The 21,328-nt window shown below is 67.0% G+C and carries 19 protein-coding genes; 10 read left to right on the top strand and 9 right to left on the bottom strand.

Annotated features, from left to right (window positions below; genetic code table 11):
• Positions 1-156 precede the first annotated feature (156 nt).
• The 3 genes from FHS02_RS31210 (at position 157) to FHS02_RS09910 (ending at position 4,180) form a co-directional block, all read left to right on the top strand.
• Positions 157-735: a PEP-CTERM sorting domain-containing protein gene (locus FHS02_RS31210; RefSeq protein WP_217496916.1), complete on the top strand. Its 579-nt coding sequence runs from the start codon at positions 157-159 to the stop codon at positions 733-735.
• Between the two features lie 11 nt (positions 736-746).
• Complete coding sequence (locus FHS02_RS31470; RefSeq protein WP_229422567.1) at positions 747-1,313, top strand: FxDxF family PEP-CTERM protein; 567 nt, start codon at positions 747-749, stop codon at positions 1,311-1,313.
• Between the two features lie 434 nt (positions 1,314-1,747).
• Positions 1,748-4,180 carry a membrane-bound PQQ-dependent dehydrogenase, glucose/quinate/shikimate family gene (locus FHS02_RS09910; RefSeq protein WP_137313276.1) on the top strand — a complete coding sequence of 811 codons (2,433 nt, stop codon included), beginning with the start codon at positions 1,748-1,750 and terminating at the stop codon, positions 4,178-4,180.
• A 67-nt stretch (positions 4,181-4,247) separates the two neighbouring features.
• Here the strand turns inward: FHS02_RS09910 and FHS02_RS09915 are convergent, their stop codons facing one another.
• The 7 genes from FHS02_RS09915 to FHS02_RS09945 form a co-directional block, all read right to left on the bottom strand.
• Positions 4,248-4,895, bottom strand: coding sequence for a TetR family transcriptional regulator (locus FHS02_RS09915; protein WP_137313277.1), 648 nt, complete (start codon positions 4,893-4,895; stop codon positions 4,248-4,250).
• A gap of 98 nt (positions 4,896-4,993) precedes the next feature.
• Positions 4,994-6,574, bottom strand: coding sequence for an isocitrate lyase (locus FHS02_RS09920; protein ID WP_137313278.1), 1,581 nt, complete (start codon positions 6,572-6,574; stop codon positions 4,994-4,996).
• A gap of 328 nt (positions 6,575-6,902) precedes the next feature.
• The gene (locus tag FHS02_RS09925) at positions 6,903-8,444 is read right to left on the bottom strand and encodes a methyltransferase regulatory domain-containing protein (RefSeq protein ID WP_137313279.1); all 1,542 of its coding nucleotides are present in this window, start codon (positions 8,442-8,444) and stop codon (positions 6,903-6,905) included.
• A 172-nt stretch (positions 8,445-8,616) separates the two neighbouring features.
• Positions 8,617-10,230, bottom strand: coding sequence for a GMC family oxidoreductase (locus FHS02_RS09930; RefSeq protein ID WP_137313280.1), 1,614 nt, complete (start codon positions 10,228-10,230; stop codon positions 8,617-8,619).
• Between the two features lie 201 nt (positions 10,231-10,431).
• Positions 10,432-11,406: a LysR family transcriptional regulator gene (locus FHS02_RS09935; RefSeq protein ID WP_137313281.1), complete on the bottom strand. Its 975-nt coding sequence runs from the start codon at positions 11,404-11,406 to the stop codon at positions 10,432-10,434.
• Between the two features lie 45 nt (positions 11,407-11,451).
• Entirely contained in the window at positions 11,452-12,231 is a 780-nt protein-coding gene (locus FHS02_RS09940; protein ID WP_137313282.1) for an SDR family oxidoreductase, read from the bottom strand.
• A complete protein-coding gene (locus FHS02_RS09945; RefSeq protein ID WP_137313283.1) occupies positions 12,228-12,554 on the bottom strand; it encodes a nuclear transport factor 2 family protein in 327 nt (108 codons plus the stop codon). The genes FHS02_RS09940 and FHS02_RS09945 overlap by 4 nt, the downstream gene beginning before the upstream one ends.
• 111 nt (positions 12,555-12,665) lie before the next feature.
• On the opposite strand from FHS02_RS09945, the gene FHS02_RS09950 reads away from it, so the two are divergent.
• Positions 12,666-13,586, top strand: a complete 921-nt coding sequence (locus FHS02_RS09950; RefSeq protein ID WP_137313284.1) for a LysR family transcriptional regulator — start codon at positions 12,666-12,668, stop codon at positions 13,584-13,586.
• Positions 13,587-13,614: 28 nt separating this feature from the next.
• Here FHS02_RS09950 and FHS02_RS09955 read toward each other — a convergent pair whose 3' ends face one another.
• Complete coding sequence (locus FHS02_RS09955; RefSeq protein ID WP_137313285.1) at positions 13,615-14,388, bottom strand: alpha/beta fold hydrolase; 774 nt, start codon at positions 14,386-14,388, stop codon at positions 13,615-13,617.
• A gap of 250 nt (positions 14,389-14,638) precedes the next feature.
• Between FHS02_RS09955 and FHS02_RS09960 the strand changes: the two genes are divergently transcribed.
• The 3 genes from FHS02_RS09960 to FHS02_RS09970 all read left to right on the top strand — a co-directional run bounded on the left by FHS02_RS09960 (position 14,639) and on the right by FHS02_RS09970 (position 17,809).
• A complete protein-coding gene (locus FHS02_RS09960; RefSeq protein ID WP_137313286.1) occupies positions 14,639-15,595 on the top strand; it encodes a hypothetical protein in 957 nt (318 codons plus the stop codon).
• A gap of 82 nt (positions 15,596-15,677) precedes the next feature.
• Positions 15,678-16,772, top strand: a complete 1,095-nt coding sequence (locus FHS02_RS09965) for a GAF domain-containing protein (protein ID WP_175424756.1) — start codon at positions 15,678-15,680, stop codon at positions 16,770-16,772.
• A gap of 221 nt (positions 16,773-16,993) precedes the next feature.
• Positions 16,994-17,809 carry an alpha/beta fold hydrolase gene (locus FHS02_RS09970; RefSeq protein WP_175424757.1) on the top strand — a complete coding sequence of 272 codons (816 nt, stop codon included), beginning with the start codon at positions 16,994-16,996 and terminating at the stop codon, positions 17,807-17,809.
• Positions 17,810-17,826: 17 nt separating this feature from the next.
• Here FHS02_RS09970 and FHS02_RS09975 read toward each other — a convergent pair whose 3' ends face one another.
• The gene (locus FHS02_RS09975; RefSeq protein ID WP_137313289.1) at positions 17,827-18,699 is read right to left on the bottom strand and encodes an alpha/beta fold hydrolase; all 873 of its coding nucleotides are present in this window, start codon (positions 18,697-18,699) and stop codon (positions 17,827-17,829) included.
• A 511-nt stretch (positions 18,700-19,210) separates the two neighbouring features.
• Between FHS02_RS09975 and FHS02_RS09980 the strand changes: the two genes are divergently transcribed.
• The 3 genes from FHS02_RS09980 (at position 19,211) to FHS02_RS09990 (ending at position 21,327) form a co-directional block, all read left to right on the top strand.
• Positions 19,211-19,924, top strand: coding sequence for an RNA polymerase sigma factor (locus FHS02_RS09980; RefSeq protein ID WP_175424758.1), 714 nt, complete (start codon positions 19,211-19,213; stop codon positions 19,922-19,924).
• Between the two features lie 21 nt (positions 19,925-19,945).
• Positions 19,946-20,341 carry a DoxX family protein gene (locus FHS02_RS09985; protein WP_137313291.1) on the top strand — a complete coding sequence of 132 codons (396 nt, stop codon included), beginning with the start codon at positions 19,946-19,948 and terminating at the stop codon, positions 20,339-20,341.
• 143 nt (positions 20,342-20,484) lie between these two features.
• On the top strand, positions 20,485-21,327 hold the full coding sequence (locus tag FHS02_RS09990; protein ID WP_137313292.1) for a FecR family protein: 843 nt from the start codon (positions 20,485-20,487) through the stop codon (positions 21,325-21,327).
• Position 21,328 lies beyond the last annotated feature (1 nt).

The following is a 21,328-nucleotide window of genomic DNA, read 5'->3' on the forward strand; positions in this document are numbered from 1 at the left end:
GCCGGCAATCCTGACAATGTCGGGCTTTTTTGTTAGCGCTATCATCGATTGACACCCAAATCGTTCCGGGACGCGGGTGCCGGCAGCGTGGCCACAAGCCTCGTTGCCGGCGCCGCGTTCGACCGGCACGAACTTTACGATAGGAGCACTTCTTCAATGCAAGCACCCATTCTGCGCCGCGCGCTGCTCGGCGCCGCCCTGCTGGCCGGCCTCGCGCAACAGGCCGGCGCCACCATCACCACCTTCACCGGCGACACGACCGGCGGGCCGACCTGGGACCGGATCGACGAGGACCCCGGCAACTGGTCCTTTACCCCTCCGGTTCCCGACGTAACGTACCGGGCATACGACGTCAATGCCCTGGAGTATCTGGACGACATCAACTTCGCCACGACGTGCGCCTTCGATTGTTCGATGTTCATCTACACCGGCGCGTTCGACCCGGCCAATCCCACGGCCAATTTCCTGTTCGCTGACAGCTATGCAGCGACCAATGGCGCGGTGTTCTTCCACGGGCCGCTCGAAGTGGGCCACTACACGATCCTTGTCACGGGCGAAGATGCCACGACCTCCGGCTTTTTCAGCACCACCGTGTCCGCCATCGGCGCGTACGAGATCAGTCCGCTCAATCCGGTGCCGGAACCAGCTGCCTGGCTGATGCTCGGCGCCGGCCTTGCCGGCCTCGGCGTCGCCGCGCGCCGCCGCCCCGCCGCATCCCTCCACACCGCAGACTGATCGGGAGAACCATGAAAAACCTGCTCCGCAATACGATCGCCGCCACGCTGCTGCTGGCCGGCGTCATCCAGCACGCGTCCGCCGACATCGTGACGGTGACCGGCGACACGACGTTCGGCCCCACCTTCATTCCTCCCGGCCTGTGGGGGAGCGAACCCGATCCATCGAGCACGCCCGTGGGCTACCAGGCTTTCGACATCGTCACCGGCCCCGGCCCAAGCGAGTTCAACTGGGAAAATTCGTTCATGACGAGCTGCGAATTCAACTGCGTCACCTACCTCTACAGTGGCCCGTTCAACCCGGATGACTCGCGGACGAACGTGATGACGATTTCGGACAATGTCTACCATTTCTCGTACATGCAGACATTCCTGGAGCCGGGCAAGCACTATACGTTCGTCGTGACGGGCTACGGCGATGGGGACGTCGGCGCGTTCAGCATCACGGGCGGCAGCACCGGCAGTATCAGCATCAGCCCCGTGCCCGAACCGTCGGCCGGGCTGATGCTGCTGGGCGGCCTGGCGGGCATCGGCGCGCTGGCACGGCGCCGCGCCCGCCGTACCGCGCAGCTTTCGTAACCCTTCCTCATCCGAAGCCGCCCCGCCAGCTTGCCGGTCCACTGGCCGTGGCGGTGACGATAGCGTCGTACAGGGCGGGCGCAATGCCCGCCAGCCGGGTCCGAACGGCCTGCGCACTCCATGTTAAAATCCGCAAATTCGGTAAACCTTGCCTGACAGTCCGATCGGCGATATAGCAGTCGACCCGGCGCTCGACTGACCAGGGCCGCCACCGATCATGGCTGCGCACCGCCTCTCCCTCATCCGCTGACTCCCCGCTCGATACGGTACGCTTGATACAGTATGCTCGACAGGGCAAGGCGAGTTTCGCCGCACTTCGATTAACTAACTGGTTAGTTAATCGAAGTGCGGCAGGATGATCCGGCAGCGGCAAGCGCCTCGGGAGTCGAACGGCGACCTGTCCGCGCAAGGTTATTTCTTGGAGAAATTTTCAAATGACTAACAGTAAAAACCTTCCTTCCGCTGCGCTGAAGGCCTGGTGCATGGCCCTCGGGCTGGTCCTGCTCGCCACCGGCCTGTTCTTCGCCGCCGGCGGTGCGAAGCTGGCAACATTGCACGGCAGCTGGTACTTCCTGATCGCCGGGGTCGCCATCGTGGCATCCGCCGTCCAGCTGATGCGGCGGAAATGGTCGGCGGTGATCGTGTATGGCGCGGCCTTCGCCGGTACGCTGGCCTGGGCGCTGGTGGATGCCGGCCTGGAATTCTGGCCACTGGTCTCGCGCCTGATGCTGCCCACCGGCCTGATGATCCTGGCGCTGCTGACGTGGCCATCGCTGCGCAGGGCCGACGCGCGGCCCGCGGCAGCGGGAGGTGCCTACGGCCTTGCCGCCCTGCTCGCCATCGGCATGGTCGTCGCTTTCGCCAGGATGTTCCAGCCGCATCCGACCGTCGCCTTCCAGGGCACGCCCGCGCCGCTGGTGCCGGTCGCGCCCGGCCAGGAGCAGAAAGACTGGCGCCACTACGGCAATACCGCAGGCGGCAGCCGCTTCGTCGCGCTCGACAAGATCACGCGGGACAACGTGAAGGACCTGAAGGTTGCGTGGACCTTCCGTACCGGCGATATCCCGGTCAGCCCGACGGGCAATGGCGCCGAAGACCAGCAGACCCCACTGCAGATCGGCGACCGCCTGTACCTGTGCACGCCCCATAACAATGTGATCGCCGTCGATGCGGACAGCGGCAAGAAGATCTGGGAGCGCAGGTTCGACGCCAGGGCGCAGGTGTGGAACCGCTGCCGCGGCCTTGCCTGGTTCGACGTTTCGGCGCCGATCGCGCAGCCCAACGCCGCCGGTGCATCCCCGGTCATGCCGGTGTCGCTGCCGCCCGGCGCCAGCTGCCGGCGGCGCCTGCTGATGAATACCATCGATGCGCGCCTCGTCGCGATCGACGCCGACACCGGTGCGCTGTGCGAAGGCTTCGGCAACGGCGGCATCGTCGACCTGAAGGCGGGCCTGGGCGCGGCGGCCGATCCGACGTACCAGCTCACTTCCGCACCGACCGTTGCGGGCACCACGGTCGTGGTGGGCGGCCGCGTGGCGGACAACGTCCAGACCGACATGCCGGGCGGCGTGCTGCGCGGCTTCGACGTCATCACCGGCCAGATGCGCTGGGCGTTCGATCCCGGCCGCGACGATCCGAATGCGCCACTGGCCGCGGGCCAGACCTATGCGCGCAGCACGCCCAATGCGTGGGCATCGATGTCGTACGATGCGGCGACCAACACGGTGTTCATCCCGATGGGCAGTTCGTCGGTCGACCTGTGGGGCGGCAACCGCACGCCGCTCGATCACCGCTATGGCGCGTCCGTCCTGGCGCTCGATGCCACCACGGGCAAGGAGAAATGGGTCTACCAGACCGTGCACAACGACCTGTGGGACTTCGACGTGCCGATGCAGCCGAGCCTGGTCGACTTCCCGAACGGCGACGGATCGACCACCCCCGCCGTGGTGTTCGGCACCAAGGCGGGCCAGATCTACGTCCTCGACCGCGCGACCGGCAAGCCGCTGACGCGCGTCGAGGAACGTCCGGTCAAGACCGCCGGGATCACCCGCGAACAATACGCGACCACGCAGCCGTTCTCGGTGGGCATGCCGCAAATCGGCGCGGATACCCTGAAGGAATCGGACATGTGGGGCGCGACGCCGTTCGACCAGCTGATGTGCCGCATCGGCTTCCGGTCGATGCGCTACGAAGGCCTGTACACGGCACCGGGCACGGACGTGTCGCTGAGCTTCCCCGGTTCGCTGGGCGGCATGAACTGGGGCGGGCTGTCGATCGATCCGAACCATAAGGTCGTCTTCGTCAACGACATGCGCCTCGGCCTGTGGGTCCAGATGATCCCGCAGGACACCAGCGGCGGGCCTGCGGGCAACGGCGGCGAAGCGGTCAACGCGGGCATGGGCGCCGTACCGCTGAAGGGTACGCCCTACGCCGTCAACAAGAACCGTTTCATGTCGCCGCTCGGCATCCCCTGCCAGAAGCCGCCGTTCGGCACGCTGTCGGCCGTCGACCTGAAGACCCGCAAGGTACTGTGGCAGGTGCCGGTCGGCACCGTGCAGGACACCGGCCCGTTCGGCGTCAAGATGCGCATGCAGATGCCGGTCGGCATGCCGACGCTGGGCGGCACCCTGGCGACGCAGGGCGGCCTGGTGTTCATCGCCGGCACGCAGGACTACTACCTGCGCGCATTCGACAGCGCGACCGGCAAGGAAGTGTGGAAAGCGCGCCTGCCGGTGGGCAGCCAGGGCGGACCGATGAGCTATGTGTCGCCGAAGACGGGCAGGCAGTACGTGCTCATCTCGGCAGGCGGCGCACGGCAATCGCCGGACCGCGGCGACTACGTGATCGCCTACGCGCTGGATCGCTGAGCGCGCGCGGCATCCCGGACAGGCGGCGGCGAAAGCGCTGCCGCCTGCCCTGGCGGCGGTGCTGGAATCAGGGTGCGCGCACGTAGCGCAGGACAGTGTCGACGACGGCTTCGCGCCGGGCGGCATGCACCTCCGGGGCGTCGAGGTGCCGGTCGAAGATGAAGCTGACCGTGTGGCGGTTCGACACGTTGTAGAACGACAGCGCGCTGATCGTCATGTGCAGGTCGACCGTATCGATGGAGCGAAACACCCCTTCGGCGATGCCGCGCTGGCACAGGCGGTCCAGCAAGGTGATGGCCGAACGGTTGATCGCACGCAGTTCCGGGATCTTGCGGATGTATTCGCCGTGGTTGATGTTCTCGCCCATCACCATCCGGATGAACTCGGGGTGGGCGGAATGGAAGTCGAAGGTGGCGCCGACCAGCTTGCGCAACGCCGGCTCGGGCGGCAGCGTGTCGATGTGGAATTCGCTTTCGACCTGCCGGAAGCGGCGGTAGCTCTCCTCCAGCGCGGCCACGTACAGGTCTTCCTTGCTGCCGAAGTGGTAGTAGATCATCCCCTTGTTGAGCCCACTTTCGGCGGCGATCGTGTCGATGCGCGCGCCGCTCAGGCCGTGCCTGGAGAATTCCTGGAGCGCGACATTCAGGATCCTGTCGCGGGTGCCGTCTTCGTCGGCCCTGGGCACTGCGGTCTTCGATCTGCTTGCTTTCGTCATCCGGATATTCTAAACGATCGCTTCCTGCCGGGGCTTGCGCCACCGGCCGAAAAAAAAGCTGCGCGCGTCCGCGAAGGAACGCTGCGCAGCCGTCGTCGTCAGAACTGGTTCATCGTGTTGTGCTTGCCGGACGCTTTCAGCGCCGCTTCGCCGCTGAAGTATTCCTTGTGATCGTCGCCCAGGTCGGAGCCCGACATGTTCTGGTGCTTGACGCAGGCGATGCCCTCGCGGATTTCCTTGCGCTGCACGCCGGCCACGTAGCCCAGCATGCCCTGCGCGCCGAAGTATTCCTTCGCCAGGTTGTCGGTCGACAGTGCGGCCGTGTGGTACGTCGGCAGCGTGATCAGGTGGTGGAAGATGCCGGCTTCGCGCGCGGCATCGGCCTGGAAGGTGCGGATGCGTTCGTCTGCTTCGCGTGCCAGGTCGGTGGCATCGTACTCGACGCTCATCAGCTGCGAGCGCTCGTAGGCCGACACGTCTTCACCGCGCGCCTGCATGGCGTCGTACACCTGCTGGCGGAAGTTCAGGGTCCAGTTGAACGACGGGCTGTTGTTGTAAACCAGCTTGGCGTTCGGGATGACCTTGCGGATTTCCTTCACCATGCCGCCGATCTGGGCGATGTGCGGCTTCTCCGTTTCGATCCACAGCAGGTCGGCGCCGTTCTGCAGGGCCGTGACGCAGTCGAGCACGCAGCGCGCTTCGCCGGTGCCTTCGCGGAACTGGAACAGGTTGCTCGGCAGGCGTTTCGGGCGCAACAGCTTGCCTTCGCGCTTGATCACCACGTCGCCGTTGGCCAGCGCATCGGCATCGATTTCCTCGGCGTCGAGGAAGCTGTTGTACTGGTCGCCCAGGTCGCCCGGTTCGCGGGTGTAGGCGATCTGCTTGGTCAGGCCGGCACCCAGCGAGTCGGTGCGCGCCACGATGATGCCGTCGTCCACGCCCAGTTCCAGGAAGGCATAGCGCACGGCACGGATCTTGGCCAGGAAGTCCTCGTGCGGGACCGTGACCTTGCCGTCCTGGTGGCCGCACTGCTTTTCATCCGACACCTGGTTTTCCAGCTGGATGCAGCAGGCGCCCGCCTCGATCATCTGCTTGGCCAGCAGGTAGGTCGCCTCGGCATTGCCGAAACCGGCGTCGATGTCGGCGATGATGGGCACCACGTGCGTGACGAAGTTGTCGATCTTTTCCTGGATCGCGGCGCGTGCCGGTCCCTCGGCCGCGTCGAGCTGGCGGAACAGGCCGCCCAGTTCGCGCGCATCGGCCTGGCGCAGGAAGGTGTACAGCTCGCGGATCAGCGCGGAGACGGCGGTCTTCTCATGCATCGACTGGTCCGGAAGCGGGCCGAACTCCGAGCGCAGCGCGGCGATCATCCAGCCCGACAGGTACAGGTAGCGACGCTCCGTGCTGGCGAAATGCTTCTTGATGGAGATCATTTTCTGCTGGCCGATGAAGCCGTGCCAGCAACCCAGCGACTGCGTGTACTTCGACGGGTCGGCATCGTAGGCGGCCATGTCGCGGCGCATGATGCCGGCCGTGTATCGGGCGATGTCGAGGCCCGTCTTGAAGCGGTTCTGTGCCCGCATGCGCGCGGCCGATTCGGGATTGATGGCGTTCCATCCGCTGCCTTCCTGTTCCTTCAGGCGGGAAATGGACTGGATATCGTTGAGGTATTGGGACATGGTGGCGCTCCAGGTAATGAGTGAAAAGACCGGTTTCCGACTGCCGCGAATCGTTCCACGGACCGTCGTTTGCATGGTTCTATCGTAAGCCATTCCGCACGCCGGTTTCATGTCTTATATAAGACATAAAACGTAATTTTTATCCTTATATTTCAATACGTTACTGTCGCCATTTCGCGATGCGGTAAAACATTTTGCAAATCGAGATGGTTTGCCGCGGCGCGGCCATATTGCATTGCACAATATGAAACGGGTTTCGACAGGATGAAAAAGCGCGGCCGGCGGCACGTGTGCCGCCGGCCGGTACGACGGTACTACCTGTCGGGGATCAGGCCACCGCGCCGAGCTTTCTCAGCATCGGCAGACCCTCGTCGCGGTACTGGACCGCCCGCCTGGTCAGCTCGCGCAGTTGCACCTCGTCCGACTCCGCGGGTTTTCCGTCGACGAGCAGCCGCTGGCCCTGGCGCGCAAGTACCGAAGCGGCGAACGCCGCCCAGCCTTCCACGCTGTCGCTGCCCTGCGAACGTGCCAGCGTGAAGAGCTGCTGAAACCGGTCCACCGTGACGGACCCTCCCGTGGCCGGCAGCGCGAATTCGTGAAAGTCCGTACTGGACCTGGCCAGCGTGCACAGGTGCAGGTTCAGCTTCTGCGCCTGCGGCGTGGCGCGGGCGATCACGTCGTCGTCCTGCAGGACGGCCAGTTTTCCGCTGCCCGCCAGGATGAAGATTGCCTGCACCACCTGCGGCTTGCTCAACCCATGGTCACACGCGCCACGCGCGATCAGGTCGCCGAGCGTGTGGAAGCCCTGGTCCGCCAGCATGTCGAGCACCGGGCCATACACGCTTTCCTGCAATGTCACTTCGCCCAGCGAACCGGTGGTCTTCAGCGACACCCGCTCGCGCGACGTCAACAGCGTGACGCGGCACGCCTGCAGCCGTTCGTCCTGTTCGAGCGCGCTCAGCCGCCGCGCGCCGCGGACCCAGTAGTCGCGACGGAACGTCTGGTTCACGATGAAGTCGCGCACCGTCTGGGCGAAATGCGGGTCCGCGATCTCGGCGACGAGCTTTTGCTGTTCGGCCGTGAGGTTGACCGCATCGATATGGTCGAGGTAGTGCGCCGAACACGCATAGGTCACCTTGGCCGGCTCCAGCCAGCGCGCCATGTTCGCGAAGCCGATCGGTACCCAGTCGCGATTGAAATACTCATGCGCCAGGTAGGCGCGGTTCTGCTCTTTCGCCTTCTCGAAACGGGCCTGGGCATTCGGGTTGGCGCGCACGAACATCGGATTGGTCGCGAACAGCCGGCTGACGAAATCGAAGCTCTGCTCCACGCGCGCCAGCGAGCCGCTGCCGGCCGCACCCATCACGTTGGCATGCTCGGTCAGCAGTTCCCGCACCGGTGCCATGCCGGCCCAGCCCGGCTGGGTGTTGTAGCTGATATAGAGAACACCGCCGACCTTCAGCTTGCGGCGCACGAAGTCGACGATGACGTGCCGGTTCTCGTCGGAGATCCAGCTGAAAATGCCGTGCAGGCCAATGAAGTCGAAATCGGGCAGGTCGCTGCGCGAGCAGAACTCGGCGAAGGACTGGTCGTTGAGGTGCAGGTTGGCACCCGAGGCAGCGGCCAGTTCGCGGGCGAATGCCGCCTGCGACGGATTGAAGTCCGTGCCGTGCCATTCCGTCACCGACGCCGCGGCATGGATGTTGGCGCTCATGCCCTGGCCGAAGCCAAGCTCGCACGCGGTACCGTTCGGCGGCGGCATGAGCCCCGCCATCAGGAACGCCAGCTTGAGGCGTTGCGGGTTCAGTTCGGCGTAGATGCCGAAGGTGTATCCAACGTCGGCAACGTAGCCGGCGGTCCAGTCAGACATGCAAACTCCTCAGTAGATAGAAATTGCCAATCTGATCACTTTACCGGAGCGGGCCGATGTTGACTAGATGCTCATGACCGCTAACGCTTATGAGTTGCTTTAATGAATAGGCGAGGCGGCGATACCCGGCACGCACCGGGAGACGGGACGCGCCGCCAGCCCCGGCTCAGCGTCAGATCGCGTATTTCGCCTTGATCGAGTCGGCCGCGCGTTCGCCGATCACCACGCACGGGGCCATCGTGTTACCCGTCGTAATGCGCGGCATGATCGACGCATCGGCGATGCGCAGGCCATCGATGCCATACACTTCCAGGTTGCCGTTCACCACCGACATGGCATCGCGCCCCATCTTGGCGGTGCACGACTGGTGCCAGTAGGTGACCGCGCCATTGCGCAGGTAGCGCTCCATGTCTTCCTGCCCGAGGTTGCCCGGCATGCTTTCCCGGGTCACCAGGCCGCGGAAGGCGTCGGCGTTGCCCAGGTCCCGGCACATCCGCACGCTGGCCAGCGCCGCGCGCATGTCGTCCGGGTCGGACAGCGTGTTGGCGCGGATGATCATCGCATCGTTGACGTTCGGGCCGGAGAGCAGCAGCTGGCCGCGGCTCTTCGGGTGCGCCAGGCCGGCAAACATGGTCCAGCCATGCTGCGGCGTGCCGCGTGCCGCATTTTCCGCGCTCGGCACCGGGAACTCGACCTGGCAGTGCAGCATGTCCGGCGCATCGAGTGTCTTGTCGCTCTTCCAGTACAGCGTCGCTTCCGAGCCGCCGTTGCCCACTTCCTGCGGTTCGGCGTATTCCCAGATGCAGCCGAACGACACGTGGTCCTGGTGGTTCTGGCCAACGCCGGGCAGGTGCTGGCGCACCGCGATGCCGTGCCGCGCCAGTTCCCGCTCCGGACCGATGCCGGACTGCATCAGTACCTTCGGCGTATTGACCGCGCCCAGCGACAGCACCACTTCCCGTCCGGCCTGGAACGAGCGCAGGCGGCCATCGTGCACCACGTCGACACCCGTTACGCGGTTGCCGTCGAAGACGAGGCGCGACACCAGCGCTCCGGTAAGCACCGTGAGGTTCGGCTGGGCCATGCGCGGGTAGGTATAGGAACGGAAGATCGACAGGCGCTTGCCGTCGCGGATGCGCAGGTCGTTGATGGCCGCGCCGCCGTCGCCTTCCATCATCGCCCCGTTCGGGCTGTCGAAGGTCGGTACGCCGAGCGAGCGCGCCGCCGACAGCATCGCCGCCGCGATCGGCTTCGGCTGGTGGGCGGGCGCGACATAGACCGGGCCGCCCGTGCCGCGATAGGCCGGGTCGGCCGCACCGTGCCAGTCCTCGATGCGGCGGTAGATGTCCAGCACGGACTCGTAGTTCCACGCGGCGTCGCCCGCCTCGGCGGCGAAGTGGTTCCAGTCGGCGCGGTGGCCGCGGGCCCACAGCATGACATTGATGCTGGAACCGCCGCCCAGCACCTTGCCCATGTTCATCGGGATGGCCCGCCCGCCCAGGTGTTCGTTCGGCTCGGCCATGAAGCCCCAGTCCCGCTCCGAGTGCAGGTTCAGCGGCCACTGGGAGGGTTCGACGACGCTCGCCACCTCGTCGCTGCCGCCCGCTTCGAGCAGCAGCACCCGCACTTCGGGATTCTCGGCCAGCCGCGCTGCCACGACGGAACCGGCGGAACCGGCACCGCAGACGATGAAGTCGAAACGGGTGTTCTGCGATGTGGACAGGTGAAGCTGGTTGGCGCGGACGCTTTCGGCTAAGTCGCGCCCGGTTTGGGTAATCGTGGTCATGTTCATTCTCTTCGTTGGATTGACGGCGCCATGGTCCAGTCGAGGATCCGGCGTTCGAATGCCTGGGTTATCAAGCAAGTGTTTCCGATTATATCGATTTTTCCGATTCTATCGATTCAAATTGCTGATGGCTGGCCATCCAATCCATTGATACCTCGACATACATGCCACGCCGCTCGCACCGGCCGGGTCAGTCGCTCCTTATCCCGTCCGCGAGCCGGCCGATGCTTTCGGGCTGCCCTGCGTGCTGGCCAGGACCTGCGCACGCAGCCATGCCAGGCCCGGATCGTCATCGGCGCCCGGGTGCCAGGCCATGCACAGCGTATAGCTCAGGAAAGGAAACGCCAGCTCGGCCAGATCCACGGACGGCGGCATCGACGCCGCCAGGAAAGCGGGCACCGTGCAGACCAGGTCGCCGGCGGCGACGATCGCGCCGACCGCGCTGAAATCGCGCACCGCCATCGCGGTATGCCGCGAGTGGCCCAGCCGGTACAGCTGCTCGTCCAGCGCGCCGTGCAGACTGCTGTCGCGCGACACGTTGACATGATCGAGGCTGGCGTATTCGTCCAGGGTCACGGCCGCACAGCCGCGGGCGTGCCCTTTGCGCTGCACCAGCACATAAGGCGTCGTCATCAGTTCCATGCTCAGCAGGCCGGGCGGCAGCATGCAGGCGGCACCGAAGCACAGGTCGACGTCACCCCGCTCCAGGCGGCAGGCCAGCTCGGACTCTTCGGGCTCGGAAAGCGTCAGCCGCAGCTGCCGGTTCCCGTACGCCTGGACGTGCCGCGTCAGGCCGGGCAGGACCGCCGCAGCGCCGGTACTGTTGGCAACGACGTTGAACGTGCGTGCCGCGTGCGCGGGCTCGAAGTCTTCGTTCTTCGGCCGCAGCGCCGTGGTCAGCGCCGCCAGCGCGGGCTGCAGCCGGCGATGCAGCTTCAGGGCGAACGGCGACGGCGCCAGGCCCCGCCCGCTCTCGGCCGGCACCAGCAGCGGGTCGCCGAACAGCACGCGCAGGCGCGACAGCTGCGCCGACAGCGCTGGCTGGCTGACGTGCAGGCGCGCGGCGGCCCGGGTCACGTTGCATTCCTCCAGCAGCACGTTCAGGGAGATCAGCAATGGCAGGTCGGCTCCGCGCAGTGGCGCCGACGGGCGTGGGAAGGACAGCAGCTTGTTCATGGTCGTCGTGGTTTGCTGGTTGAAAAGTGGCCTGCCGCGCCGCGGTCAGGCCGTCGGGATGGTGCCCCCGTCGATCACGAGTTCGGCCCCGTGGATCGATGCGGCAAGCGGCGACAGCAGGAAGGCCACCAGTTCGGCCACCTCCTCCGGCCTGCCGGGCCGGCCGATGGGGATGCCGCCGAGGGAATCCATCAGCACCTGGCGCGCCTCGTCTTCGCTGCCTTCGCGATGCGCCGCCATGCGCCGGATCATGGCCTGGGCCGCGGTGGTCTCGATGAAACCCGGGGCGACGGCGTTGACGCGGATGCCATGCGGGCCGAACTCGTTGGCCAGCGACTTGCTGTAGTTGGCCAGCGCCGCCTTGGCCGCGGCATAGGCCACGGTGGATTCGTACAGCGGCAGGCGCCGCTGGATCGACGTGATATGGACGATCGCGCCGGAGCGCCGCGCCATCATGCCCGGCAGGAAGGCCCGGTCCAGCCGCACGGCCGCCATCAGGTTCGACTGGATCGCGTCGTTCCACAGATCGTCCGTCAGCGCCAGCGCGCCGCCGCTCGGTGCCGACGACCCGCCGACGTTGTTGACCAGGAAGTCGAGGTGGCCGTACTCGCGCCCCACCACCTCGGCAACATGCGCCGCGCCGTCCGCGGTGGCAACGTCGGCCTCCAGGTAGCGCACCGGGCCGACCGGACCGGCCGGCCGGTTGCGGGCCGTGGCGATCACCGTTGCGCCCCGTTCGGCCAGGGCGCGAACGATCGCCTCGCCCATCCCTTTCGTGCCGCCCGTGACGAGGGCGTGCTTGCCATCGAAGGAGTAGCCGTTCATGCGGAAATCTCCAGTGCGGCGATGCCGTCGGCGCGCAAGTTGAAATGGAAGGCAAGCGTGGCCGGGCTGCCGGGGAAATTGCCGGAAACCGTTGCCGTCAGCGTGCATTGTCCGGCGGCCTCGTCGATGGCGACCGGTGCGATGGTCGACTGGTAGCGCGTCGCCGTCTCGCGCGCCCAGGCGGCGATCGCCTCGCTGCCATGGTGGAGCTTGCCTTCGTCGCGCACCGTGCCGTCCGGTACGATGCAGCCGGCAATGCGCGCGGCGTCCTGGTCGTTCGCCGCGCGGACGTAGGCGGCAACGGTGTCGGGTAACTGGATCATCTGGTTTCTCCTTGGGATTGTCATGCGGAGCTTGCAGTGTAGAGCGACGCGTTGTAGCGAAAAAGTACGCAAACCGCTATGCTCGATGAACCCAAGGTTCATAATTTACAGATGAGTTCTCTCGAATTGATCCGGCTGTTCCTCGCCGTCGCCGAACATCGCAGCTTCACGCTGGCCGCGCGGCGGCTCAATGTCAGCCCGACGGCCGTCAGCAAAGGCGTGCGCGCCCTCGAAGCCAGGCACGGCGTGACGCTGTTTGCCCGCAATACCCGCAGCGTCTCGCTGACGGATGCGGGCGCCGCCCTGCTGGCGCTGCTGAAACCGGCCGTGAGCCAGATCGACGACGCCTTCTCGGCGCTGGCACAGTTCCAGCAGCGTCCGTCGGGGCACCTGCGCGTCACCGCGCCGCGCGCGTTCGGCTTCCTGCTGGCGCGCCACCTGGTGCCGCGCATGCGGGCGAAATATCCCGACATCACCTTCGACCTGTCGCTCGACGACGGGCTCGTCGACCTGGTGGCGGCCGGCTACGACGCGGGCGTCCGGCTGGGGCAGGCGATCGCCCAGGACATGGTGGCGATCCGCCTCAGCCGGCCATTGTCGTGGTCCATCGTCGCCTCGCCGGAGTATTTCCGCCAGCGCGGCGAGCCGGCCACGCCGCACGACCTGCTGGGGCACGCCACGATCCGCTACCGCTTTGCAACTTCCGGCGTGCTGCCGCCATGGCGCCTCGCCGGCAGCGAAGGCGAGATCCAGCTCGATACGGATGCGGCGCTCTGCGCCAACGACACCGGCATGATCGCGGAACTGGCGCGCAAGGGACTGGGCATCGCCTGGCTGCCCGATATCGAGATCGCCGACGACGTGCTGCATGGCCGGCTGGTGCGAACGCTGGTCGGCCAGGTGCCGGAAACCTCCGGCCTGTACCTGTATTTCCCGATGCGCAGCCAGAACCAGCCGAAGATGCGGGCGCTGATCGAGCAGGCAGCGCTGCTGGCCGCCGAGGGCCTGCTCGACGTCACGCTGCCTGCCTGATCTGCCTGCTGCCTGCCTGCGTGTTGCCTTACTTCGTCGCCGCCACCGCTTCCAGGATCACCGCGGCCACCTCGGCCGGACGCGATTGCTGTGGCACGTGGCTGGCCGCCAGCTCGGTTGTTTTCGCGCCGATCTTCTTCGCCATCGCGCGCAGCAGGCCCGGATCGATCATCCGGTCCTGGGCACTGACGATGAACCACGACGGCCGCGTCTTCCAGGCGGAGACCGAGACTTTCTCGCTGAAGGCCTTGGACTGGATCGGACCCTGCGTCGCCGTCATCAGCGCCGCCTGGGCCGCCGGCACGTCCTGGGCGAAATCCTCGCGCATGGCCGCTTCGGGCAGGCTCAGGAAGCCCTCGCGGTCGGCGACGAAGCGCTTGCTGCCGGGTGCGGCCGGGTAGCCCTCGCCCGTCTCGGCGGTCGACTTGCCCGCGTCGGGCGCGAAGGCGGCCACGTACACCAGGCTGGCGACCTTGTCGTGCTGCCCCGCTTGCGTGATCACCGTGCCGCCCCAGGAATGGCCCACCAGTACCACCTTGCCGGGCTGGCTGTCGATGGCGCGGCGGGCGGCCGCGGCATCGTCGGCCAGCGAGGTGAGCGGATTCTGCACCGCCGTCACCTTGATGCCCTTGGCCTGCAGCAGCGGGATGACCCTGGCCCAGTCGGAGCCGTCGGCGAAGGCGCCGTGCACGATCACTACCGACGGCTTTGCGCCGGCCGGCTCGGCGGCAATGGCATGGAAGCCGGTGGCTGCCAGGGTCGCGGCAACGGCGGCGGCGCGGAGGCGGGAAACGATGGTCATGACAATCTCCTTTGATTACAGTGGTGGACCGGCGTGGAAGCGGCCGCCCCTGGCCGGTGCCGGTTCTCGATGGATGAGGCAGCAATACCTTGTGAATCACTGACGTACGCCGGCAACCGGAATCCGGATGCGGCATGTCCGCATTATTTCTTGCGCCGCCCGCCTGCATCCGGGCGGGGCGCCGTTGCGTATGTCACAGCATGCCTGTGGTTGCGGCCCCGCGAATCATCCCAACGGAAGAGATAACAGAATGCGAACCCGTTTATTTGCCTGCATCGTCAATATCGGCCTGGCCCTGCATGGATTACCCGTCCACGCGCTGGACGCCGCTGCCGGCGAGCCGGCGCTGGCCAGCCGGGTGGCGCCGCCCGAACAGGAGGTCGTCGACCGGTTCGTGGCCGCCGGGATGCGCGATGCCAGGCCCCATGCGCTCACGCCCACAGAACGGCTGCGGGTCGGCAAGGCACTGGAGTCGCTGCCGGCGCTGCACCGCCTGGTGCTGGAGAAGCGGCTCCGCCGCCTCGGTTTCGTCGACGGGATTCCCGGCCACGGTTCGGGCCTGTTCTCGCCCGTCGCCGGCACCGGCCAGTTCGACATTACCTTGCGCGCCAGCCTGCTGGGCGAGTCCCTCGGCGATTTCCTGACCACGAAAGAGCGGCGCCTGTTCGCGCCCGACGAGTCCGGGCTGGTCCTGACGGTGGACGGCACCGGGACCGATGCGCTCACCTACGTGCTGCTGCACGAGACCAGCCATGCCGTCGACCGCGCACTGGGGCTGACGGCCGACCGGCGCAGTCCCTTCGTCGACGGCGTCTGGGCGGACCGCGCCACGCTGGTGCCGTCGCTGGCATCGTCGCCGGCGGCCGGTACCGCATTCCGCGGCGGCGAACCGGTTCCGATGGGCAAGGCATCTGACGTCTATGACGCCTTGGCGCATACGCCGTTCGTCAGCCTGTACGCCACGGCGGCGGCGCCGGAGGATTTCGCGGAACTGGTCGCCTGGCATGTCATTTCCACCGTCCACGGCGGCAGCCTGGCAATCACCCTGCGCAACGGCCAGGGCGTCGCGGTGAGCCGGTACGAACCGCTGGCCGCGCCGGCGGCCAGGGCGCGCATCGCCCACGTCGAAGCCCTGCTGCGGCGCGCGGACACGGAAAAGGGGCGCGATGCGCTGCAACGCCTGCTCGACCCGACGGGCGGCAGCTGATCGGCCACACGCGCCGCGGCGCCGTCCACGCGACGCAAGGCGCGTGCGAATTCGACTACAGGCCATCGGGTATACTGCCGCCATGAACAGCCCCATCATCACCACGGCACAGGCAGCGAAAATCCTCGGCGTGTCGGCCCGGACGGCGCAACTGTGGATCGAAAGCGGCGTGATCCCGTCATGGAAGACGCCCGGCGGCCATCGGCGCATGTACGAGACCGACGTGCTGGCCACGCTGGCGCAGGGCAACGACATCAAGTCGCCCGGCTGGGAAGTGCTGGTACTGGCGCCGGCGCGCCACCATGCGAGCTGGACCAACGCCTTCGCCACCCTGAACGTTGCCGGCCTCACCTGCCTCGACAATCCGGTGGCGGCCGCGGTCACGCTCGGCACGACCGTGCCCGACATGCTGGTGGTCCATGTGGAAACGCCGGACGACGTGCAGCCCGGATTCCTGGCGTCGCTGCGCGAGGTTCCCGTGCTGAGCCGGCTGCAGATCGTGATCGCGACATCGCTGCCCGCCGCGCAGGTCGAGGCGATGCTGGGCCCCGGCCTCCATTGCAAGGTGATCCAGCTCCACGGCACGCCGGACGGCCTGCCGCAGGAACTGGCGAAGCATTCGACCTTCAAGCCCGTGACGCTGGCGCCGTTGCCACCCATCCTGCTCGATGCGCCCTTCCCGGTCGGCGCCAACGAACCGCGCCGCCTGGCGGCCGTGCACCGCTCTGGCCTGCTCTACAGCGCGCAGGAAGAAACGCTGGACAATATCGCGCAGCTTGCCGCGCTCAGCCTGTCGATGCCCGTCGCGCTGGTCAGCATCATCAGCGAGGACAAGCAGTGGTTCAAGGCCAAGGTCGGACTCGACCTGACCGAAACGCCGCGCCACTGGGCATTCTGCAATCACACGCTGCTGCAGACGGGCGTGCAGGAGTTCAGCGAACTGGACAACGATCCCCGCTTCGCCGACAACCCCGCCGTGGCGGATGCGCCGCATTTCCGCTACTACGCGGGCGCGCCGATCACGGACGATTGGGGTTTTGCGCTGGGCTCGCTGTGCGTCATCGATACCAAGCCGCGCCAGCTCGGCGACAGCGGCAGGCAGATCCTCGATCGCCTGGCCCGCCAGGCCTCGCGGGAGGTCAGCCGCGCCATCCGGTCGGCAGGCCGACGCAAGTAAGCGTAAGTAAGCGTAAGTAAGCGTAAGCAGGCGCAACTCAGCACGAACAAGCGCAAGCAAGCGCGGGCAAGCCCCGCCGCCCGGCCCGCCGGCCCCGTCCGTTCAGCCGGCCAATCACCCTGACCGATGACTGGCCATACGCAGGTTCGATTGGCCAGGCGCCGCCGTTTGCCCCACGATGCCCATTTCATCAATGGAGTGTCAAGGCAATGGTTCGACAGATGCATGCATACATGGTGCCCACCTCGCACGGCATGGTCGCCGTCAGGGACTCGGGCACCGGTTCTTCCAGTGTGATCCTGATTCACGGTAACTCATCGAGCTCGGCGGTATTTCAGCCGCAGATCGACAGCGCGGCGCTGGCCGGCCACCGGCTGGTCGCCATCGACCTGCCCGGCCACGGCGCTTCCGCCGATGCCACGCACCCGGAGCGAACCTACACGAGGCCGGGTTTCGCCGGCACGCTGGCCGAAGTGATTTCCCACATCGGCGTGGCCGAGCCGGTCCTTGTCGGCTGGTCGCTGGGCGGCCACATCGCGCTGGAGCTGGCGCCGCGCCTGCCGTCGGTGCGGGGGATCATGATCTGCGGCGCGCCGCCGGTCGGCAGCGCCATGGCCGAAGGGTTCCGGCCCGGATCGGCGGTCCGCTACGGCGCGCGGGAGAGCCTGTCCGCCGACGAGCTGGAGGCATTCGGACTTGCCATCTTCGGCCGCACGCTCGATGCGACGCTGCGCGCGGCGATGGCGCGCGCCGATGGCCGTGCCCGCAGGATCATGTTCGAGGCCGCACACGCCGGGGCGGGCGTCAACCAGCGCCACGTCGCCGAGCATTTCGCGGCACCGCTCGCCGTCGTCAATGGCGCCGGCGACACGATGATCAATCTCGATTACTTCGACGGCATCGGCTATGCCAATCTCTGGTCGGGCCGGTGCCACCGCTTGCCGAACGCGGGCCATGCGCCGTTCCGCGACGATCCCGTGGCGTTTGGCGCGCTGCTGGCCCGCTTCCTGGCCGATATCGAGGCGGGCCAGCGCTGAAACCCGGCAGGGCCGCCCTACCGCACCGCCTGCCCGTCCCCGTCCAGCAGGAACTTCAGCAGGATCCGGTTGACCGCGCCCGGGTTCTCCAGGTTGGCGATGTGCCCCGCGTCCGGCACGGTGGTCATCGGGCAATCGATGAGGTTCGCCATCGCGATGGATTCGGCGACGGGGCGGGGGATGTCGCACTGGCCCGCCACCACCAGGGTCCGGCGCGGGTCCAGGCGGTGCAGCCTGGCCAGCCGATCCTTCCGGCCGAAGACGATGCGGCCCAGCGGAACGATGCCATCCCGGAGCCGCTCGGTGGAAAACCCGCACAGCGCGCTGCTGAAATTCCGGAACAGCGCCGACTGCCGGTCGATTGCGGGGCCGAAGAACATCGGCACGATCCTGTCCAGCAGTTCCGGCGCCACCTCCCCCTCCCGTTCGATCCTGGCGAGCATGCCCATGTAGACCGAGCGCGACGCCTCCGGCTCTTCGCCCACGAAGGTATCCATCAGCACCAGCTTGCGCACCTTGCCCGGATGGCGCTGCGCCAGCGCCTCCGCCCACATGCCGCCTGCCGACAGCCCGACGACATGGCATGCGTCGATGGCGAGGCTGTCCAGCAGCGCGGCGTGGTGCTCGGCCAGGTCGTCCAGGTCCCGCGTGCCGTCGGGTGGCGGGTCGGACTGCCCGTGACCCCACAGGTCCGGCACGATGACGCGGAAGTGTCGGGACAGCACGTCGATCTGGGGTTGCCACATCGCGGCATCCCACAGGTAGCTGTGGCCCAGCAGGACAGGAAATCCCCGGCCGGATTCCAGGTAGGCGAGTTTCCTGCCGCCTATCGTTGCATAACGGTACGTCGGGTGCGTCGTGGCGAGTGCCGGGTAATTCGGGTCGTTCATGGAATTCCTTAAGTTCAAGTGATCGGTAATGCCGCCTTATGGACGAAGCATGCGCTCAGCGCCCGGGATCCGGACGGTCCGTTGTATATACGACCGCGACGGGTCATTGGACGCGTTCCGCCATGGCATGCCGATGGGGCCAGCGGCACCGCGCTGCCGAAGCAACGAAAACCTTGCCATACATTGCAAAAAAAGCTTTTCCGATTCGATATTTTCGATATAATCGGCAAAATCGGAATCGAAGTCGCTTGTAACTCCTCCAGTAAGCGCTGATCGGCCCGTCGGCGGAGAGATCCCGGTTACGGGGAGATTATTTCCGACAAGCATTTATAACGTTTCTTTTGAAATAATTAATTCTAAAAACAAATTGAATGCCGCCGAATGAACCATTGGTGTGGGAACTATTTCCCTTCACGGCAGTTATTTATCGACTTGCATCAATCTTATTAATGGCCAGGCATATGAATAATCGATTGGATAACGGATGTGCGTTTGCGGCACGATGCGCGCCATGAATACGACGACCGACCGCCGGACCCATCTGGCCGACCTGCTCATTGCGAGCGGCGCCGGCAACGAGCGTGCTTTCAGCGAACTGCACGCGCTGACCAATCAATACCTGTACCACGTCGCACTGCGGCTGCTGGGGGCACCGTCCTGCGCCGAAGAGGTGCTGCAGGACGCGTATGTCAACATCTGGACCCATGCCCGGCGCTTCCGGCCCGGCGAAGGCAGCCCGATGACGTGGCTGATCGCCATCGTGCGCAACGGCGCGCTGTCCCGGCTGCGCAGCCGGCGGCTCGAGCAGCAGCGCACGGAAGCGGCGGCGGAAGCCGCGTGGCTCGCGGAACTCGCCATCGACGACAGCGACGCGAGCGACCCCATCCGGCAGGCGTTCTACGACACGCTGCGCCGGCGCCTGCCCGAGGCGCTCGCCCGGCTGGAGCCGGCACAGCGGCAGAGCATCGCCCTCACCTTCGGCCAGGGCATGCCCCACGCCGAACTGTCGGCGCACATGGACGCGCCGCTCGGCACCGTCAAGAGCTGGCTGCGGCGCGGCATGGCACGCCTGCGCGAGAACCTGGTGCAGGAGCCCGCGGCGGGGACGGTCCAGCCGCCCCGTCCCGGGAGGACCGGACAGAGCGGGCCGGCCCCCGACGCCGCGAACGATCTGCTGCGCCACCACGCGAGGCTGGGTGCAAGCCCGGTGCCCATCGCCCGCTGACACCAACACAGGAAACTACCCATGAATCACGCGATTCCCGCCATCGGCCGGCTGCTGCTGGCCATCATTTTCATCATCAGCGGCCTGATGAAGCTCGCCGCGCCGGACGACACGGCGGCCGCGATCGCATCGGTCGGCCTGCCGTTCGCCCGCGCAGGGCTGGTGCTGGCCATCGCGGTCACGCTGGGAGGCGGCCTGATGCTCGCGGCCGGCTATCGGACGCGCACGGCTGCCGCCGGCCTCGCGGTCTTTACCCTGGTCGCGGGCCTGCTGTTCCACGGCCAGATCGGCGAGCGCGAACAGATGATCCACCTGCTGAAGAACCTGGCGCTTGCCGGCGGGCTGCTGCAGGTGATGGCCTTCGGCGCCGGCGCGTGGAGCATCGACGGACGCATGGCGCGCGCTGGCGGGCGCTGAGCGGACCGGCCGGCAAGGCCCGGCGGTCCGGCGCATCCGGAAACGCGCGCGATGCGTATGTGACAGAGTCCGTCAACCACCCGCCAAGCCACATGACCCTGTTTTTCCCTTCCCGCGGCATCCCGCGACGGCGGCCACGGGCCATGCCCGCCGCCTTGCTGGCGGCAGCACTGCTGCTGGCGTCAGGCCCCGTGGCCGCGCAGCAAGCCGTCATCTCGCATGCCGAGCAGCCGTCCCGGCTGATCCGCAAGACGACCGTCCACCAGGCCTTCGCCGGCGTACGGCTGCAGGCCGGCGACATCGTCGAATCGGGCACACACACGGTCCAGATCGAATGGCCGAACGGCGCCCGCGTCGCGCTGGGCCCGGCCAGCAGCATCCTGGTGCACAACGCGGCCGGCCTGCCTTCCGCCACGGTGCTGCGTGGGTGGAGCAAGTTCGCGGCCACGGCACCGGCCGGTGGCCGGCTGGCGCTCGAGGCCGGCGTGCTGGCCCTGCAAGCCACGGCGGCGAGCGGCATCGTGTACCTGGCACCGGACAGCACCGAACTGTTCGTCGAGAGCGGTACCGTGCCCGCGACCGACATGGCGCGCGCCGCCGTTCCGGCGGTTCCCGTCGGCAGCGGGCAGTATGCGGTGCGGCACGCCAGCCGGCCGCTCGATGTCGCGCCGCGCGCACCGCGACTGTTCATCGGCCGGATGCCGCGCGCCTTCCTCGACCCGCTCGTCGCCGTCGCCGCGCTGGTCCCCGCTGCCGCCGCCCTGCCCCAGCGCGACGTCGATGCCGCCGACATCGCGGCGTGGCGCGACGCCGGCGCCACGGCGCGCAGGCGCCTGGCGAGCCAGTTCGCGCCGCGGCTGGCCGATCCTGCGTTCCGCAGGGACGCCGAGAGCGTACTGGCCGGCCAGCCTGAATGGCGCGACGCGCTGCGCCGCCACAACGCCGTGAAAAACCGTACGTCCGCACCGCTCAACCAACTGTTCTGAC

The organism is Pseudoduganella umbonata (genome assembly GCF_014192225.1).
GTDB lineage: Bacteria > Pseudomonadota > Gammaproteobacteria > Burkholderiales > Burkholderiaceae_D > Rugamonas > Rugamonas umbonata.

Bases quoted from the DNA above. Each gene is read 5' to 3' on its own strand.
- FHS02_RS09920 (WP_137313278.1), bottom strand. From the start codon at position 6,574: ATGTCCCAATACCTCAACGATATCCAGTCCATTTCCCGCCTGAAGGAA.
- FHS02_RS31470 (WP_229422567.1), top strand. From the start codon at position 747: ATGAAAAACCTGCTCCGCAATACGATCGCCGCCACGCTGCTGCTGGCC.
- FHS02_RS09945 (WP_137313283.1), bottom strand. From the start codon at position 12,554: ATGATCCAGTTACCCGACACCGTTGCCGCCTACGTCCGCGCGGCGAAC.
- FHS02_RS09970 (WP_175424757.1), top strand. From the start codon at position 16,994: ATGCATGCATACATGGTGCCCACCTCGCACGGCATGGTCGCCGTCAGG.
- FHS02_RS09980 (WP_175424758.1), top strand. From the start codon at position 19,211: ATGAATACGACGACCGACCGCCGGACCCATCTGGCCGACCTGCTCATT.
- FHS02_RS09975 (WP_137313289.1), bottom strand. From the start codon at position 18,699: ATGAACGACCCGAATTACCCGGCACTCGCCACGACGCACCCGACGTAC.
- FHS02_RS09935 (WP_137313281.1), bottom strand. From the start codon at position 11,406: ATGAACAAGCTGCTGTCCTTCCCACGCCCGTCGGCGCCACTGCGCGGA.
- FHS02_RS09910 (WP_137313276.1), top strand. From the start codon at position 1,748: ATGACTAACAGTAAAAACCTTCCTTCCGCTGCGCTGAAGGCCTGGTGC.
- FHS02_RS09960 (WP_137313286.1), top strand. From the start codon at position 14,639: ATGCGAACCCGTTTATTTGCCTGCATCGTCAATATCGGCCTGGCCCTG.
- FHS02_RS09955 (WP_137313285.1), bottom strand. From the start codon at position 14,388: ATGACCATCGTTTCCCGCCTCCGCGCCGCCGCCGTTGCCGCGACCCTG.
- FHS02_RS09990 (WP_137313292.1), top strand. From the start codon at position 20,485: ATGCCCGCCGCCTTGCTGGCGGCAGCACTGCTGCTGGCGTCAGGCCCC.
- FHS02_RS09930 (WP_137313280.1), bottom strand. From the start codon at position 10,230: ATGACCACGATTACCCAAACCGGGCGCGACTTAGCCGAAAGCGTCCGC.
- FHS02_RS09950 (WP_137313284.1), top strand. From the start codon at position 12,666: ATGAGTTCTCTCGAATTGATCCGGCTGTTCCTCGCCGTCGCCGAACAT.
- FHS02_RS09985 (WP_137313291.1), top strand. From the start codon at position 19,946: ATGAATCACGCGATTCCCGCCATCGGCCGGCTGCTGCTGGCCATCATT.
- FHS02_RS09925 (WP_137313279.1), bottom strand. From the start codon at position 8,444: ATGTCTGACTGGACCGCCGGCTACGTTGCCGACGTTGGATACACCTTC.
- FHS02_RS09915 (WP_137313277.1), bottom strand. From the start codon at position 4,895: ATGACGAAAGCAAGCAGATCGAAGACCGCAGTGCCCAGGGCCGACGAA.
- FHS02_RS09965 (WP_175424756.1), top strand. From the start codon at position 15,678: ATGAACAGCCCCATCATCACCACGGCACAGGCAGCGAAAATCCTCGGC.
- FHS02_RS31210 (WP_217496916.1), top strand. From the start codon at position 157: ATGCAAGCACCCATTCTGCGCCGCGCGCTGCTCGGCGCCGCCCTGCTG.
- FHS02_RS09940 (WP_137313282.1), bottom strand. From the start codon at position 12,231: ATGAACGGCTACTCCTTCGATGGCAAGCACGCCCTCGTCACGGGCGGC.